The following is a 17219-nucleotide window of genomic DNA, read 5'->3' on the forward strand; positions in this document are numbered from 1 at the left end:
AATGCCATGACCTCGCCTTACACCACGCCCGATTACGACAACGACGCCGCCGACTACGGGCGCGAGGCGATTGCCACCGAGTACAAGTTCTCGCACGTCACCACCGGCCGCTACCTACCCACGCCGGGCAAGGCGCCGGCGTGGCCGTTTGCCGACATCGGCAGCTGGATGATTGATGCCAATGCCAGCGCCGGCGATTGGTTGACCGAGCTGAAGGACTGGCGCCAGGAACACCTGGTGCGCATCGGCTACACCGACGTGAATTACCGCCGCCCGGAACTGCAGTGGGCGCAGCGCAACTTCGTGCACGCGCAGATGATGGTCGAGGACCGTTACTTCTTCGACGTGGACACCGCGCAGTACACGGTGGACAAGTACCTGGACGATCTCACCGAGCGCTTCGGTGGTCTTGATTCGGTGCTGATCTGGTACATCTACCCCAACATCGGCATTGATGACCGCAACCAGTTTGACCTGGCACACACGCTGCCGGGCGGGCTGGAAGGTTTGACCGCTGCAGTAAAGGCATTCCAGAAGCGGGGCGTGCGCGTGTTCCTGCCGGCCAAGCCGTGGGACCACGGCACCCGCGACCCGGGCGTCAGCCATTGGGAAGGCATGGCCGAGATCATCAAGGCCACCGGCGCGGACGGTATCAACGGTGACACCTTCAACGGTGTGCCGCGCGCGTTCTTCGACGCCTGCGATGCCCGTGGCAACCCGGTGGTGGTGCAGCCCGAATCCACCATCAGCTCCGAAGAGCAGCTGATCTGGAACGTGCAGAGCTGGGGCAAGAAAGCCCCGGACGGCCCGGTGCCGCCGGTCTCCAAGTGGAAGTGGCTGGAGCCGCGCCACATGGTCAATTACGAAAACCGCTGGGGGCGCAACCGCAACCACGACCTGCAGTACTGCTTCTTCAATGGCATCGGCTACAACGCCTGGGAAAACATCTGGGGCATCTGGAACCAGTTCACCGCGCGCGATGGTGAAACCCTGCGCCGCATGGCGGCGATCTACCGGCAGTTCCCGCAGCTGATCGTGTCGATGGATTGGGAGCCGTATCAGGTCTGCTACCAGGGCGGCATCTTCGCCAGCAAGTTCCCGGTCGATGGCCTGAGCCTGCACACCTTCATCAACCGCAACGAATACGCGGTCAACGGCGAGCAGATTGGCCTGCCGCATGTGGACGGCACGCGTTACTACGACGTGTGGCACGGCGTTGAGCTGTCGCCTGCGGTGCGTGATGGCGTGGCGGTGATCGAACTGCCGATGGAAGCGCGTGGCTTTGGCGCGGTGTTGAGCGTGCAGCCGGGCACGGTGGTCGATGGTCTGCAGGCATTCCTGATCGAAGCCGCCAAGCGCGCCGTGCAGCCGCTCAACAGTTTCTCCGCCGCGTGGAAGGCCATTCCGCAGCAGTTGCGTGAAATCCCGGCCACACCGGCACAAGCCGCTGCACCGGAAGGCATGGTCACCGTGCCGGCCGGTGAGTTTGTGTTTGCCGTGGGCGGCATCGAAATTGAAGGCTTCAACTGGGCCGGCCAGGACGTGCAGTTCCCGTGGGAAGACTGCCCGCGTCGCCATCACCGCAAGCTGATGCAGATGGACGCGTTCCATATCGACCGCTACCCGGTCACCAACGCACAGTTCAAGGCCTTCATCGATGCCACCGGCTATCACCCGGCCGACGACATCAACTTCCTCGCCCATTGGCAGGATGGCGCACCGCGCGCCGGCTGGGACAACAAGCCGGTGGTGTGGGTGTCGCTGGAAGATTGCCGCGCCTATGCCGCGTGGGCCGGCAAGCGCCTGCCGCACGAATGGGAATGGCAGTACGCCGCACAGGGCAGCGACGGCCGCAGCTATCCGTGGGGCAATGACTGGGACGACAGCCGCGTGCCGCGCGTGAACCGTGGCCGCCGCGTGCTGGCACCGGCCGACGTCGATGCGCACCCGCAGGGGGCAAGCCCGTTCGGCGTGGAAGATCTGGTCGGCAACGTGTGGCAGTGGACCGATGAATTCATCGACGAACACACCCGCGCGGCAATCCTGCGTGGCGGTTCCAGCTATCAGCCGCAGACCTCGCACTGGTACTTCCCGCAGGCCTATCGCCTCGACCAGCACGGCAAGTACCTGCTGATGGCCCCGGCCAAGGACCGCAGCGGCATGCTCGGCTTCCGTTGCGTGGTGGACGCGGCATGAGTGCGGCCATCACCCATGGCCAGCAGTTGATCGCACCGGCAGCGGTGCAGCTCGATGGCCTGTTCGGGCAGATGCTCAGCGCCAACCGTGGCGGCCGCCTGAGCACCTTCATCGTCGATGAAGACAGCCCGTCGATCAGCATTTTCGGCCAGGCCCACAAACAGCAGAACCAGGAAGGCGACTGGTACGGCGAGCATGCCGGCAAGTGGCTCTCGGCAACCGCGCGTGCGGTGGCACAGGGCGGCCAGCCGCAGCTGGAAGCCAACCTGCGCCGTGTCGCCGATTGGTTGATCAGCCAGCAGGATGAAGACGGCTACCTGGGCAACTACGCCGCCGACCGCCGTTTCACCGTGCCGCAGCCGCCCAAGCCCGAGAGCTGGAACGGCGAACCGGCGCTGCGCACCTGGGACATGTGGACGCACAGCTATCTGGTGCTGGGCTTCCTGGAAAGCTGGCGTGCGCTCGGCGATGACGCCTATCTGCAGGCCGCGCGGCGCATCGCCGACCTGTGCTGGCAGGCGCTGGAATCGGGCATCGACATCACCACGCTGGGCAACCACCACGGCATGTCGGCCACGGTGCTGCTGGACCCAGCGGCCGATCTGTATCTGGTCACCGGCGAGCCGCGTTACCTGGCCTTGGCCGAGAAGATCCTGCAGCAGGCCAACGCCAACCCGCGCCTTGCGCTGCTGGACAAGGGCATCGCCGGCGAGGACGCCGCCTTCATCGCCACCGGCAAGGCCTACCAGCTGTCGTGGAATCTTGTTGGTCTGGCCAAGCTGTACAAGGCCACCGGCAAGGCCGACTACAAGCTGGCCATCGACAACCTGTGGAACAACATCCGCGAACAACACCTCACCCTGGGCGGCGGCCCGTGGGGCGGCGTGGCGCATCGCTCGCGCGAAGTGTTCAACGCACCGCGCACGTTCTTCCCGCAGGCCTATGTGGAAACCTGCTCGGTGCTGGCGTGGATGCAGCTCAACCGCGAGCTGCTGGCCATCAGCGGCCACGCACGCTACGCCGACGAGCTGGAGCGCACCGCGTACAACGACCTGCTGGCGGCGATGGCGCCCAACGGTGAGGACTGGTGCTACTACACCTTCCCCAACGGCAAGCGCGTGCACACCACCTACTGGCGTTGCTGCAAATCCTCCGGCGCGATGGCGGTGGAAGAACTGCCGCAGATCGCCTACGGCATCGCTGCTGACGGTGGCCTGCGGGTCAATCTCTACGGCGCCGGTGACGCCACGCTGGTGCACGCAGACGCCGGCAAGGTGCAGCTGCAACAGCAGACGCGTTATCCGTTCGACGGCCAGATCACGCTGCGCGTCATGCCCGAGCGCAGCGCCCTGTTTGGTATCGGCGTGCGCATTCCGGCCTGGGCCGAAGACGCACGCATCGACATCAATGGTGTGGCGGTGCCGGTAACGATCGGTGCCGATGGCTACGTGCAGCTGCAGCGCCAATGGCAGGCCGGTGATCTGATCAACGTGCAATTGCCGATGCAGCCGCAGCTGCACCGCGCGGCCAACATCAACGTGCAGGAATCGCGTGCACCGGACGGTTCGCCGGTGGCGCAGGAAGTGCTGCGCTGGGAATACGTTGGCCTGAGTTACGGGCCGCTGGTGTATGCGACCACGCTGATCGACGGCTTCAAGACCGACGAAACCGTGAAGCTGCCCGAAGGCGATCCTGCGCACTGGCTGCAGGTGGGCAAGAACGAAGGCGAAGGTGCGCCGGTAACGATGCAGCTGGACTGCCGAGCACCGCTGCTGTTCGAGCCGTACTACCGTTGTGGTGGCCGCGAGCATGGCGCCTGGCGCCTGAGCTGGTTGTCGCTGGCACCGCAGTAAGCCTCTCGCCGCTGCCTGCCACCTCGCACGGGGCAGGCAGCGGTCCACGGCAAGGCGAGGACAGGACGATCCGTGCTTTTTGTCCTCGCTGAAAATACCCGCACGATGTGTTTCTTCCCAGGCATCGGGAGGAAACTGCAATCAAGGATTCGAGTGCAGCCCATGTCAGCAAGCAACAACCCCTCTCCGTTCGACATTGCCCAGCGCGAGGGCGCGCGTGGCCCGCTCAGTGGCGTGCGCGTGCTGGACCTCAGCGCCTATATCGCCGGGCCGTACGGCTGCACCCTGCTGGCTGATCAGGGCGCTGAGGTGATCAAGGTTGAACCGCCGGTGGGCGACAACCTGCGCAAGTACCCCTCCACGCTGGAAGCCGAGAGCCGCGCGTTTCTCGGTGTGAACCGCTCCAAGCGCGGGGTGGTGCTGGACCTGAAGGAAACCGACCAGCGCGCGGTGCTGATGCGGCTGGTGCGCGAAGCCGACGTGCTGGTGCACAACTTCCGTCCCAGCGTGCCGGCGCGCCTGGGCATCGATTTCGACAGCCTGAACAAGATCAACCCGCGCCTGGTGTACTGCGCAGTCACCGGCTATGGCGAAGGCGGTCCGCTCAAGGACAAGGCCGGCTACGACCAGGTGCTGCAGACCATGACCGGCATGTGCGCGATGCAGGGCAAGCCCGGCGGCGCACCGGAAATCCTGTACGGCTCGGTGGTGGACTACTACGCCGCCGCGCTGGTGGCCGCCGGTGTGTCCTCGGCGCTGTACGAGCGCGAGCGCAGCGGTGAAGGCCAGTATGTCGGCGTGTCGCTGTTGCGCAGTGCGCTGACCATGCAGTCGGCGCGGATGATCTGGGCCGAAGGCGAGCCGGAAGGCGTGGGCCGCGACATGCGCTCGGGCGGCGTCACCGGCATCCATCCCACCGCACAGGGCCACCTGTACATCTCGGCCAACACGCCGCACTTCTGGCAGGCGCTGTGCACCCGCATCGGCTTGCCGGAGCTGGGCAGCGACCCGCGCTACGACACCGTGCGCAAGCGCGCCGAGCACTCCGACGAACTGCTGGCCAGGCTGCATGCCGCCCTGGCCACACGCAGTGCGCTGGAGTGGGAAGCGCTGTTCGGCGAAGAAGTGCCCTGTGCGGCGGCGCGCAAGGTCGAAGACATGTTCGAGCACCCGCAGGTGCAGGCCGAGGACATGATCACCACGCTGCCGCATCCCCTGCTGGGCAGCTACCGCGGCATCACCCGTCCCATCGTGTTTGGTCGCACCCCCGGTCCGCAGCCCTATGCCGCGCCGGTGTTCGGCCAGGACACCGCCGCCATCATCGCCGCCGTCGATGATGGCGACACCCCCGCCTGATCCGAAGTCCCCCAATGCGCAACGCCTCCAAGCTCGCCCAGCTGCGCGAACTGTCCGTTGTTGTCGCCGACACCGGCGATTACGACGCCATCAAGCGCCTGCGCCCGGTGGACTGCACCACCAACCCGACGTTGGTGAAGAGAGCCCTCGACCTGCCGGTCTACGCCGGCCTGATCGAGCGCGAGCTGCAGTGGGGCCGTGCCCAGTCCGGTGACCGGCTGGCCATCGCCAACGCCGTGGTCGACCGCCTGACCGTGGGCGTGGGCACCATGCTCGCCGAGCTGGTGCCGGGCCGCGTTTCCACCGAAGTGGATGCCGACCAGGCGCACAACACCGAGGCAACCATCGCCAAGGCGCGTGAGTTCATCGCCATGTACGAAGCGGCCGGCGTGCCGCGCAGCAAGGTGCTGATCAAGATCGCCGCCACCTGGGCCGGCGTGGAAGCCGCGCGCGTGCTGCAGGCCGAAGGCATCGACTGCAACCTGACGCTGATCTTCAACCCGACCCAGGCCCTGGCCTGTTCGGAAGCCGGTGCGTTCCTGATCTCGCCGTTTGTCGGCCGCATTCTTGACTGGTACGTGGCCAACGGCCAGACCCCGGCCAACATCGACGAAGACCCGGGCGTGCAGTTCGTGCGCGGCGTGTTCACCGAGTTCAAGCGCCGCGGCTCCAACACCGTGGTGATGGGCGCCTCGTTCCGCTCCACCGCGCAGATCGAAGCGCTGGCTGGGTGTGATCGTTTGACCATCTCGCCGGACCTGCTGGAAAAGCTGGACGCCGATTTCGGCGAGCTGCCGCGCAAGCTGCTGGCGGGCGCTGCGGAAGCAGTGAATGTCGCTGCGATTGATGAAGCCAAGTTCGATGCGGATATGGCCGCTGATCCGATGGCCACCGAGAAGCTGGCCACCGGCATTGATGCGTTCGCCAAGGATCTGCAGACCTTGCGGCAGGCCATTGCCGCGCAACTCGCCTGAGGACCCTCATGAATCCATTGCGCTCCCCGCTTCCCGTATTGCTCGCCACCGGCCTGAGCCTGCTGCTCAGCGCATGTGCCACCACCGCCATCGCCCCCCATGAGGTGCCGGAGATCCGGCCCGGCGTGGCACGCGGCTATCTGGAGACCGCACAGCTTCCGGACAGCGTGGCGCTGTTGCCACCGCCGCCGGCGCCCGGCTCTGCGGCGTTCGCACTGGACGAGCAGGTCAACCTGGCGCGCAACCTGCGCGGCACCCCGCGCTGGCAGCAGGCCACGGCCGATGCCAACCTGCAGTTCCCCGAAGCTGCCTCCATCTTCGCCTGTGCCATCGGCACGCAGATTGATGAAGCCAGCACACCGCGTCTGTACGGCCTGCTGCGTCGCACCCGTACCGATGCGGCGGTGGTCAGCGATGCCGCCAAGGAGCGCTACAACCGCGGCAGGCCTTTCGTTGCCAATGGCCAATCCACCTGCACACCGGACAAGGAAGCAGGCTTGGCCGAGAATGGCTCCTATCCCTCTGGCCATACGTCCATCGGCTGGGCCTGGGCATTGATCCTGGCCGAGCTGGCGCCGGAGCGCAGCGACGCCATCCTCGCGCGTGGCCGCAGCTACGGCGAAAGCCGCCTGGTCTGCAACGTGCATTGGCATAGCGATGTCCTGGCCGGCCGTTTCATGGGCTCGGCAGTGGTGGCACGCCTGCATGCAGATGCCGCTTTCCGCAGCGACATGGACGCCGCACGCGCCGAGCTGGCCAAGGCACTTGCCACCTCACCAAAGCCGCCGGCCAACTGTGCGGACATCGCCAGCGCGCTGGAACAGCCGCTGCCGGTTACCGCGTACTGAGCGTGCACGCCCGGCATGCAGGCAACGGACGCCTGTGTGCCTGAAGCGCTCAACGGCAATGCAGCGCCTGTCGCGTTGCCGGCTTTATCGCGGTTTCTCGCAGTCAGGGCGTAGCGCGTAGGCTGGGATGCAGCGCAGCGAAATCCCAGCAGACCTACGAAATGCCCGACACCTCCCCTCTCCCGCCTGCGGGAGAGGGCTTATGGATCGCATAGCGTCTTGCAGATCTCACCATGCTTTTTGACACCCGGCTCCCTCTCCCCCCGTGCCGGTGTCCCCGCCGCCGGCACCCTGTGCCTGGCTGCGGCTTTTCCATTCGTCAGCGCGAAATCAGGTCGATGAAACGCGCCACCCGCGTGTACGGCGGCCGCAGCAGGTCACTGCCGGCGCGCTTGGTCTGCCATAGCACGGGCAGGCGTTTGCTCATTGCATCGAAGCCCGCCTTGCCGTGGTACGCGCCCATGCCGCTGGCGCCAATGCCACCAAACGGCAGGCCGTTGATCGCGAAATGCAGCAGCGTGTCGTTGACGGTGACACCACCGGCGACGGTCTGCCCGACAATCTTCTCCACTGTCGCGGTGTCATGGCTGAAGGGATACAAGGCCAGCGGCCGGTCGCGGCCATTGATGGTGGCGATGGCCTCTTCCAGGTTGCGGTAACTGCGGATCGGCAGGATCGGCCCGAAGATTTCGTCCTGCATCACCGTGGCATCGTCGCCCGGCTGCAGCACCAGGGTCGGCGGGAACAGGCGTTCGCGGCGCTGCCGCTCGGCGTCGATCTGCGCCAGCTCGATCACCTGCAGGCCGCGCGCGCGCGCGTCGCTCACGTAACCCTTCAAGCGCTCGAACTGCGCGGCGTTGATGATGCGGCTGTAGTCGCCGGCATCGTCGAAGTTGCCGTAGCGCAGGCCCACCTGCTCCCGCAGCGCCTGCACCAGCGCCTCCACGCGGCCTTCGTCGATCAACACGTAATCCGGGGCAATGCAGGTCTGCCCGGCGTTGAACCACTTGCCGGTGGCCAGGCGTGCCGCGGCGCTGGCAACGGGATAATCGGCCGCAATCACCGCCGGCGACTTGCCGCCCAGTTCCAGCGTCAATGGCGTGAGGTGCTGCGCGGCGGCAGCCATCACCTTGCGGCCCACGGCGGTGGAGCCGGTGAACACCAGGTGGTCGAACGGCAAGGCCGAAAATGCCGAGGCCACACTGGCATCGCCCTGCACCACGCGCACGCGGTCCGCTGGAAACACATCGGCCAGCAAGGCCTGCAGGAAGGCCGAGGTTGCCGGCGTGTGTTCGGACGGTTTGAGCAGCACATGGTTGCCTGCGGCAATCGCAGTGGCCAGCGGCACCAGGGCCAGGTTGACCGGGTAGTTCCATGGCGAGATCACGCCCACCACGCCCACCGGCACCGCACGCACCTGTGCCCGCGCCGGCCAGAAGCGCCAACCCACGCCGATGCGCTCGGGCTTCATCCAGCCACGCAGGTGCGAGAGCAGGTGGTCGATCTCGCCGGTAACGGTCATGCCGTCGGCAATGATGGATTCGTGGTGCGAACGGTGGCCGAAATCGGCGGCGATGGCCTCGGTCATCTGGCCGATACGTGCTTTGAATGTCGCACGCAGGCGCCGCAGGTCATCGCGCCGCTGCGCGTGATCCGGCCGTTGCTGCATCCACGCCTGGCGCAGCTGCGCCAGGGTCTGTGAGAGCTCGATCTGCGGTGGGCAGGACAGGTGCATCGGCATCGCTCCGGTAAGGAGGAGTGGGCCATCGACATGCCGCCAGCCGCGCGGAAGCTTGTGCGGAGTTCCGCATTGATCCCCGGCGTTTCGTGCTATCGACCCCTACCCCGTGTTCAACACCATGACAGAGGGCGCAACTGCGTCCCAGACGGCGGCACAACGATCGCCGAAGAAAGGCACCAACCACACCCGGGGAGGGAGTATGAGGGGTTTACATAAGCGCTGCATCATCGCCACAGCGATTGGCATGGCGCTGGTTCCAACACTGGCTGCGGCCCAGGATGCAGGCGGGACCACGTCACTGGACAAGGTCGAAGTCACCGGCTCGCGGATCAAACGTACCGAAATCGAAGGCATTGATCCGGTACAGGTGATCACCGCACAGGATCTTGAGCACCAGGGCTTTGCCAACGTCTACGACGCACTGTCCAACATCACCGCCAACACCGGCGTATTTGTCGGTGAAGAGAACACCAACAACTTCAACGCCAATGCGCAGGCATTGAACCTGCGCGGCTTCGGCCCCGGCTACACGCTGGTGCTGCTCAACGGCCGGCGCATTCCGGCACTGCCCAAGCCGGCCGGCACGGTCAGCGGCAACGTCACCAACCTGGCGATGATCCCGACCTCGGCAGTGGACCGCGTGGAAATCCTGACCAGCGGCGCATCGGCCATCTACGGCTCCGATGCGGTGGCCGGCGTGGTCAACGTCATCCTCAAGGACCAGATCGACGGCACCACCGTGTCCTACCGGCACGGCGATACCGTGCATGGCGGCGGCCGCTCCGAGCGCATCTCGGTGACCAGCGGCATCGAGCTGGGCGACACCCGCATCAGCGGTGGCCTGGAATGGGACCGGCGCCTGCCGATCCACGGCAACCAGCGAAGCTGGTTTGCCTCACCCGACCGCTCACCGGACCCCGCCTACCGCGACCCGACCCAGGTGATGTCGTTCTGGGACCGCGATACCGGCTGGGATCTGCTGGACATCAGCGAGCGCTGCGCGCCGCTGGGCTATGTGCCGGCCCGCTCGGGCAGCTCCGCCGCGTTGCCGGAACGCTACTGCGGTGACAACGATTTCGACAGCTACACCGTGCGCAATGGCCGCAAGCGGCTGTTCGGCTTCCTCAACGTCAGCCACACGCTGGGCGAGCACGAGCTGTACGCCACCGCGCTGAGCACGCGCTCACGCGCCGACGCCGGCATGTACCGCTATGGCTACGCAGTGGACTACGAAGTGGTCGATGACATGCAGGCCGCGCAACCCAACGCCGTTGCCTGGCGCCATGCATACCGCACCTTCCGCAACAACGAGTTCCCCGGCAGCAACCAGAAGTTCAAGGAGAACAACGACGTCATCATCGCCGGCCTGCGCGGCGCACTGGGCAAGTTCGATTACAGCCTGAACTACAATTACGGCCGCTACCGCTACCGCGACACCGTCGAGCGCTTCAACGACAAGGCGATGATGGGCCTGATGTTTGGCCAGGAAGGGCGCGACTGGTCGCTGCCCTGGGCGGGCAGCCGCTGGGTACGCGTGGGCGCCGGCAGCCTGGATGCCAACCTGATGCCGAACGGCAACATCGATTTCTTCGGGCAGTTGTCGCCGGAGATGTTCCGCGATGTCATGCACACCTCCGTGGGCGATGGCCGCTCCACCTCGCAGTCGTTCACTGCCGATCTGTCCGGCGCATTGTTTGAAATGCCGGCCGGCCCACTGGCCTTCGCCACGGTGCTGGAAGCCACGCGTGACAGCTACCGCTTCATCACCGACCAGCCCACCGTGGATGGCGACATCTACGGCTGGAGTGGCATCCGTGGCAGCGGCAAGCGCAACCACTATGCGCTGGGGACCGAACTCTCGGTGCCACTGCTGGCGGCCGGTTCCGGTTTTGGCCAATGGGACGCCAAGCTGGCGGCACGCTACGACCATTACGACGATGCCTCGGACGTGGGCGGTGCCTTCACCTGGCAGGCCGGCCTGAGCTGGCGGCCGACCGACTGGCTGCTGCTGCGCGCCTCGCGTGCCACCTCGTTCCGTGCGCCGGACATGCACGTGATGTTCGCCGAGCGCAGTTCTTCGTATACCAGCGGCACCGACTACCTGGCCTGCGTGCAGGAAGAAGGGCTGGCGCGCGGCCAGAGCTGGGCCACCTGTGTTGACGACTACGGCACCGGCTCCATCCGCCAGTACTCCGAAGGCGATCCCCGCCTGCACGAGGAAAAGGGCTACAGCAACACCATCGGCATGGTCGCGCAGCTTGGCCAGAACCATTCCTTCACCCTGGACTGGTACCGCATCAAGCTGGAGGAGCAGGTTGGCCTGATCGGTGCCGGCGATGTGCTGCGCTATGCCTCCGAGTGCGCACTGGGCTACGACTCACAGGGCCTGGACGTGGACGTGAACTCGCCGAAGTGCCAGACCATGCTTGCGCGGGTTGAGCGCGGCGGCCGCAACAACGACGTGCTGTCGGTCATCACCAGTCCGTTCAATACCGGCATGTACCAGCAGGACGGCGTGGACGCGAGCTGGAGTTCGTCCTTCCCCACCGACAACTGGGGCCGCTTCTCCGCGCGTATTGGCTACACGCACATCTTCAAGACGCTCAGCCGCTACCTGCCCGAGGATGAACAGGAGAACATCCGCGACCGGCAGTGGAACAGCGAATTCCGCACCCGCTCCAACATGACCGTGGGCTGGGACTACAAGCGGTTCTCCAGCTATGCGCACATCAACCGGCTGGGCTCCTCGCCGGTACGCTGGGCCGATGACTACGAACGCTTTGGTGCCTGGACCACGGTCAATCTGTCGCTGGGTTACAAGGCAACCGACGCCCTTTCGTTCAACCTGTCGGTGGTCAACCTGTTCGACAAGAAGCCCCATCGCCACATGTCGGAGAAGTGGTGGCCGTATGCCGACATCACCAAGTACAACCCGGTCGGCACCGAGTACTTCATGACGGTCGAATACCGCCTCTGATTCCAGCAGGCAACATGCAATGCCCTGAAGGCCACCGCAGCGACCACGTTGCGGTGGCCTTCTTCATCCAGAACGCGCCAGGGCGGCGCAAAGCAGGTGATGGCGACGGCAATCCCGCAGGCAGAATGCGCCGGGGCAGTCACTTCCGCTGTACCGGGCTTGCCTGCCCGGTGAACGGAATGCTAGAACAAGCCGGGCTCGTTGCACTGCAATGGCGAGCCGGTCACGGCGACACTGCATGGTTCCGCACCCGTACGCCGCCGCTGCGTTTCTTCCTGGGGGGCTGGCAACACCATGTTGGGACGTGAACATGACATCGCGGCGAACCCGGACGCCTGCCCGGTCCAGGCCAAGGTGGACATGATCCGGGCACTGGACATGCATGCGTTGTGGCGCGCCTGCGTGGACTTGATCAACCAGCGCCTGCCCTGCCATTCGTGCACGCTGATGTACGACATCACCGGCGGCTACCAGCCGCAGCGCAGCCTGCACTTTCTCGGCGAGACAGCCAGCGGCAATGCCCGCCCGCTGCGCAGCCTGGACGTGGCCGCGCCCTATCTGCAGCAGAACCCGCGCATCCACTGGTACACGCTTTCGCAGATCGCCTCGGGCGATGCGCAGGCACGGCAACGGCTGCATGCGCAGAACCCGGCACCGGGCTGGCGCGAGTTCATCCATATGGCGTTCTGGGGCGAGGATGGGCTTGAAGCGGTGCTGAGCATCCGCATGCGCGAAGGCCATGAGCACATCAGCGACGCACACCAGCAGTTCCTGGGCGAGCTGCACCAGCTCATGGATGCGGGCCTGCAGCGGGTGCGGTCGCTGCAGGATGAGCGCCGCACCATCTACCAGGCGCTGCTGGACCGCCAAGGCCTGCCGGACATCATCCTCGACCACGACCTGCACCCGATCAGCCTGTCACCGGCGGCACAGCTGCTGTGTGCCGACTGGCTCGACACACACACGCACTGCGCCGGCCTGCCCGATACGATCGCCGTGGCGCTGCGCCGCTGGCTGGGCCGCCCCGGCAATGATGTCGGCAGCGGGCTGCAGGTCTGCCACCCGCACCGGCCCCAGCTGCAACTGCACATCACCCTGGAAGGCCGCCTGCTCGCCCATCCACGGCAGTCGCTGTATCTGCTGCGGCTGGCACCGGCCGCGCTGGCGCCACGGCCGATGTGGTCTAAGCTTTCGCCCACCGAGCAGCGTGTGGCCGAACTGGTGGTGGACGGCATGCGCAACGATGAAATCGCCACGCACCTGAGCCGCTCGCGCAAGACCATCGAAAGCCAGATCAGCGCGATCTACCGCAAGCTCGATGTCGGCCATCGCGCACAACTGGTGCGGCTGCTCAGCACCGTCTGCTGAGCAGCGCCGGGCTCACGGCACGAACAGGAAATAGTCGTGCGCCGCACGCGCCAGCTGTGCGATGGCGGCGTCGCGTTCCTCGCTGCTTGCGCGTGACTGCACGAACACCGTGACCACCGCATGGCCGCGCCCGGCCGGCAGGGTGATCACGCCGACATCGTTGATCACATCGCCCACGGTGCCGGTCTTGTGTGCGACCGGCGTGTCCCTGGGCAGCATGCCCCGCAGGCGTGCGCTGCCGGTGCGGGTGTCGCGCATGATGTCCTGCAGTACGCGCGTGCTGGCCGGCGTCAGCACCTGCCCTTTCCACACTTTTTCCAGCAGCTGTGCCATGGCGCGGGCGCTGCTGGTGTCACGCGGGTCGGCGTTCCAGGCATTGGTATGGCCGCGCCGCAGTTCCTCGCCGCGCTCGCTGCGCGAAAGCTCGGCATAGGCCGCAGGGCCCATTGGGTTGGCCTGCGAGGCCGCATTGCCACGGTAGTTGGCCAGCAGTTCCCAGATGTAGCGGTCCACGCGCATGCCGCTGATGCCCAGCGCCTGCATGCGTGCGTTGACCGCCGTGGTGCCACCGCCCAGGCGGATCAGGATGTCGGTGGCGTTGTTGTCGCTGACGGTGATCATCATGTGCAGCAGGTCGCGCACGGTGATGGCCGAGCCGGCACTCAGGTGCAGGTCCATCGGCCCGCCCATTTCCGGGTACACGTCCTGCGGCCCCAGCGTCACCTGCTGCTGCAGCGACAGCGTGCCCTCGTCCACCAGCGTGAGGATGTGCACCGCTACCGGCACTTTCATGGTGCTGGCCATCGGGAAGGGATGATCGCCGTTGACGTAGACGCTGCGCCCGCTTTCCAGGTGCACGATGGCCGCGCCCAGCTGGCCCGGCAGCAGCGCGGCCAGGCGCTGTGCCTCCCCCTGCAGCGGCGCCGGGGCGTTGCTGCGCGCGGTGGCGATGGCCGGCGACAACAGGCAGGCGAACAAGCCTGCGGCGAGCAAGGTGCGGTGGCCGAAACGGTGCTTGGTCATGATCGAATCCTCGTTGAAGCAGAAATGCAGGCGCCATGGTCAACCCGGGCCGATGGCGCCGTCGACATCAAAAGCGCATGCGCGCGCCCAGCGTGAAGTAGCGGCCCACGACATCGTAGTAGGGCGAGCCCACCGCGCCGAGTGGTGACTTCTTGTCGAACAGGTTGCTGATGTCGGCGTAGACCTCGAACTCGTTGTCGCCGGACAACGCGAAGCGTGCCTTGCCGCCGATGTCCCAGTACACATACGAGCCGATGTTGCCGTTGGTCAGCACCAGTTGGTTGTTGTAGACACCTGCGGACAGATAGCGCGCCCGTGCCTGGGCCGAGTAGCGGTCGCCACGCCAGCCGACGGTGGCGTTGGCGCGCCAGCGCGGCACGCCCGCCCCGTTGGTCAGGCCCTGCGAGGTGACGTACTCAAAACTGTTCTTGCCGTCGAAGGTGGTCAGGCTGTCCACCCAGGTGGCCAGCACGCGGGTGTGGAAGCTGCCGGACATCGACGGGAACAGTTTTGCCGCCGGCAAGGTGTAGAGCAGGTCCAGGTCCACGCCATTGGTCTGGTACTGGGCCAGGTTGACGTAGTTGGAGTTGATCCGATCGATCGCGCCACTGGCATCACGCTGGATGCGGCCGCACATGGCCTGGTTGCCGGCCACACAGCGCAGCACGGTTTCCTGCGCGGACACCTGGGTGATCACGTCCTTGATCTCGATGTCGAAGTAATCCACCGACATGATCAGCCCCGGCACGCTGGCCGGTGCCCAGGTGAAGCCGGCGGTGAACGTGTCGGCCTTTTCCGGATCCAGCAGCGGGTTGCCGCCGCCAATCACCAGCGCGCTGAGCGAGGTGCCGGTCAACGGATCACTGATGGTCGACCAGCCGGTGGTGCTGGTGGTGTGCATCTCCGACAGGTTGGCCGAGCGGATGTCGCGCGAACGGGTGAAGCGGCCACGGAAGCCATCGAAGAACTCATTGGTCATGCCGTACTTCCATGACCAGATCGCGCCGGAGCTGTCGTAGTCGCTGAAACGCGCGGCAGCGTTGACCTGCAGGTCGCGCAGCACCGGCATGTCACGCAGCAGCGGCGCGGCCACTTCGGCAAAGGCTTCCTTCACCATGAAGCTGCCCGACATCGGCGAGGAGCTCCAGGTACTGAACGACTTGGTCAGATCCTGCGCGCCCACTTTCTGGTCGATCTGCTCCTTGCGCGCTTCCAGACCCACCGCCACCGACACGTCGCCGGCCGGCAGCGAGAACGGCTCGCCGCGCAGGTCCAGGCCGGCGGCATCGAGCCGGGTGTTGGTCATGCGCCGCGGCGTGCCGGTGACATAGGCGGCCGCTTCGGCCGATGGCGCGCCGTGGCCAATCAGGTTGATCGGCACACAACCGGAGCCGGGGTTGCTCAGCGTCACCCGGCATACCGCCTTGCCGGTTGCCGGGTCGATCACCGCGTCCACCGCATCGGCGTAGTTGCGGGTCAGCAGAAAACCGGGGGCCGCCAGGTCGGACTGGTTGTCGCCGTGCGTGTAGTAGCCACCCCAGCGCCAGTTGTCGCCGACCACGCCGTCAAGCGCGACCGTGAACTGGGTGGTGCGGCGGTCATAGTCGATATCGGGGAAGGCGAAATCGCTGTTGAAGCGGCCCAGGCTGAAGCTGGTTTCGCCCGCTGCCAGCAAGGCATCGCGCACTGCGGTCGGCAGGAAAGCGTTGTCGACACCGATCTTCAGGCCGGTGCCACGGTTGTGGTCACCAAACCAGGGGAAGCGGTTCCAGCTGCGCGAATGGCGCACGTCCACGGTCAGGCCGGTGTTGTCGGTGAGGTTCCAGGACAGGCGGCCAAGCACGTTGTAGCGGCGCTGCGGCGTCATCAGCGAGCTGATGTCATCGTTGCTGGGGCTCTCGCCGCCCTGGATCAACGACGCGCCGGTGTAGCCGGGGAAGGGCCGCAGGCTGCCGTCCGGGTTGAAGGCCTGCCCGGCAAGCACGCCGCTGGTGATCAGGCCACCGATCGCCGCGTTGCCGTAACCCACATCGCCCTTCATGGTGTAAGTGCCGTCGCCGTTGGACAGCTGCGCGGTGCGCCCCAGCCACGGACGCGAGGTCTTGGGAATCACGCCATCGTTGTTGAGTACTTCACCACCGATCACCACATGGCCGCGCCCCTGCGCGATCTCAAAGCCGGTCGCCGCCGAAACGTATTGCTTCTGGTTGTCCGAGCGCGAGGACACCCCGCCCTGCACATCGATCTTGGTCCCGACCAGTTGGCTGTCCAGCTGCACGTTGACCACGCCGCTGACCGCGCCCGAGCCCCACGCAGCCGATGCGCCGCCGGTCACCACGTCCACGCCGCTGATCAGGATGGAGGGAATCGTGGCCAGGTCGTTGTCACTGGAGAAGCGCCGCCCATCCAGCAGCACCAGGGTGCGGCTGGTGCCCAGGCCGCGCAGGTCCACCGGCGCACGCGCCGCATCCACGCCGGTGGTATGCGTCTGCGGTGACACCGTGCCGCGGAACTGCGGCAGGTCGTTGAGCGCGGCGGCAACGTTGGTGTGCGTGGAAAGCTGCAGGTCCTCCGGGGTGACCTTCACCGTCGGCGTGGGCGCATTGAAACCGGGCCGGTCAATGCGCGAGCCGGACGCGGTGACATTGACGCTGGACATTTCCACCACCTTGTCCTTGCCTTCTTCGGCCGGGGCGGTGCTGGACTGGGCAAAGGCGGCAGCCGTCATGCCCATCAGGGTCACGGCGATGCCGGTGGAAAGCGCGGTTCTTGCGATACGACACGACATACGGTTCCTCGCAGAAAGCTGGAAATGGAAACGACGGACCTGTAATGCGCGAACTCCCCCTCATCGGCATCTTAGGAAGGCCTGTTCCGACCCCG

General features: G+C 66.0%; 10 protein-coding genes. 7 read left to right on the plus strand and 3 right to left on the minus strand.

Going from position 1 to position 17219, the window contains the following annotated elements; all coding sequences use genetic code 11:
• Window positions 1-6: 6 nt before the first annotated feature.
• From ACVOLO_RS02080 to ACVOLO_RS02100, 5 genes are all read left to right on the plus strand, one after another.
• Window positions 7-2196 (plus strand): formylglycine-generating enzyme family protein, encoded by a 2190-nt coding sequence (locus tag ACVOLO_RS02080; protein WP_481568616.1) that lies wholly within the window; start codon window positions 7-9, stop codon window positions 2194-2196.
• Complete coding sequence (locus ACVOLO_RS02085; protein WP_481568617.1) at window positions 2193-4049, plus strand: glycoside hydrolase family 127 protein; 1857 nt, start codon at window positions 2193-2195, stop codon at window positions 4047-4049. Before ACVOLO_RS02080 ends, ACVOLO_RS02085 begins: the two co-directional genes overlap by 4 nt.
• Before the next feature lie 162 nt (window positions 4050-4211).
• Window positions 4212-5405 (plus strand): CaiB/BaiF CoA transferase family protein, encoded by a 1194-nt coding sequence (locus ACVOLO_RS02090; RefSeq protein ID WP_481568618.1) that lies wholly within the window; start codon window positions 4212-4214, stop codon window positions 5403-5405.
• Window positions 5406-5419: 14 nt separating this feature from the next.
• The gene (locus tag ACVOLO_RS02095; RefSeq protein ID WP_481568619.1) at window positions 5420-6379 is read left to right on the plus strand and encodes a transaldolase; all 960 of its coding nucleotides are present in this window, start codon (window positions 5420-5422) and stop codon (window positions 6377-6379) included.
• An 8-nt stretch (window positions 6380-6387) separates the two neighbouring features.
• Window positions 6388-7227 (plus strand): acid phosphatase, encoded by an 840-nt coding sequence (locus ACVOLO_RS02100; RefSeq protein ID WP_481568620.1) that lies wholly within the window; start codon window positions 6388-6390, stop codon window positions 7225-7227.
• 319 nt (window positions 7228-7546) lie between these two features.
• On the opposite strand, the gene ACVOLO_RS02105 is transcribed toward ACVOLO_RS02100, so the two are convergent.
• The gene (locus tag ACVOLO_RS02105; protein WP_481568674.1) at window positions 7547-8956 is read right to left on the minus strand and encodes a coniferyl aldehyde dehydrogenase; all 1410 of its coding nucleotides are present in this window, start codon (window positions 8954-8956) and stop codon (window positions 7547-7549) included.
• A 211-nt stretch (window positions 8957-9167) separates the two neighbouring features.
• Between ACVOLO_RS02105 and ACVOLO_RS02110 the strand changes: the two genes are divergently transcribed.
• Window positions 9168-11945 carry a TonB-dependent receptor domain-containing protein gene (locus tag ACVOLO_RS02110; RefSeq protein ID WP_481568621.1) on the plus strand — a complete coding sequence of 926 codons (2778 nt, stop codon included), beginning with the start codon at window positions 9168-9170 and terminating at the stop codon, window positions 11943-11945.
• Window positions 11946-12239: 294 nt separating this feature from the next.
• On the plus strand, window positions 12240-13313 hold the full coding sequence (locus ACVOLO_RS02115; RefSeq protein WP_481568622.1) for a helix-turn-helix transcriptional regulator: 1074 nt from the start codon (window positions 12240-12242) through the stop codon (window positions 13311-13313).
• Between the two features lie 12 nt (window positions 13314-13325).
• Here ACVOLO_RS02115 and bla read toward each other — a convergent pair whose 3' ends face one another.
• Complete coding sequence (gene bla / locus ACVOLO_RS02120; protein ID WP_481568623.1) at window positions 13326-14336, minus strand: class A beta-lactamase; 1011 nt, start codon at window positions 14334-14336, stop codon at window positions 13326-13328.
• Between the two features lie 67 nt (window positions 14337-14403).
• Window positions 14404-17124: a TonB-dependent receptor plug domain-containing protein gene (locus ACVOLO_RS02125; RefSeq protein ID WP_481568624.1), complete on the minus strand. Its 2721-nt coding sequence runs from the start codon at window positions 17122-17124 to the stop codon at window positions 14404-14406.
• Between the last annotated feature and the right edge of the window lie 95 nt (window positions 17125-17219).

The organism is Stenotrophomonas sp. STEN056, assembly GCF_056759635.1.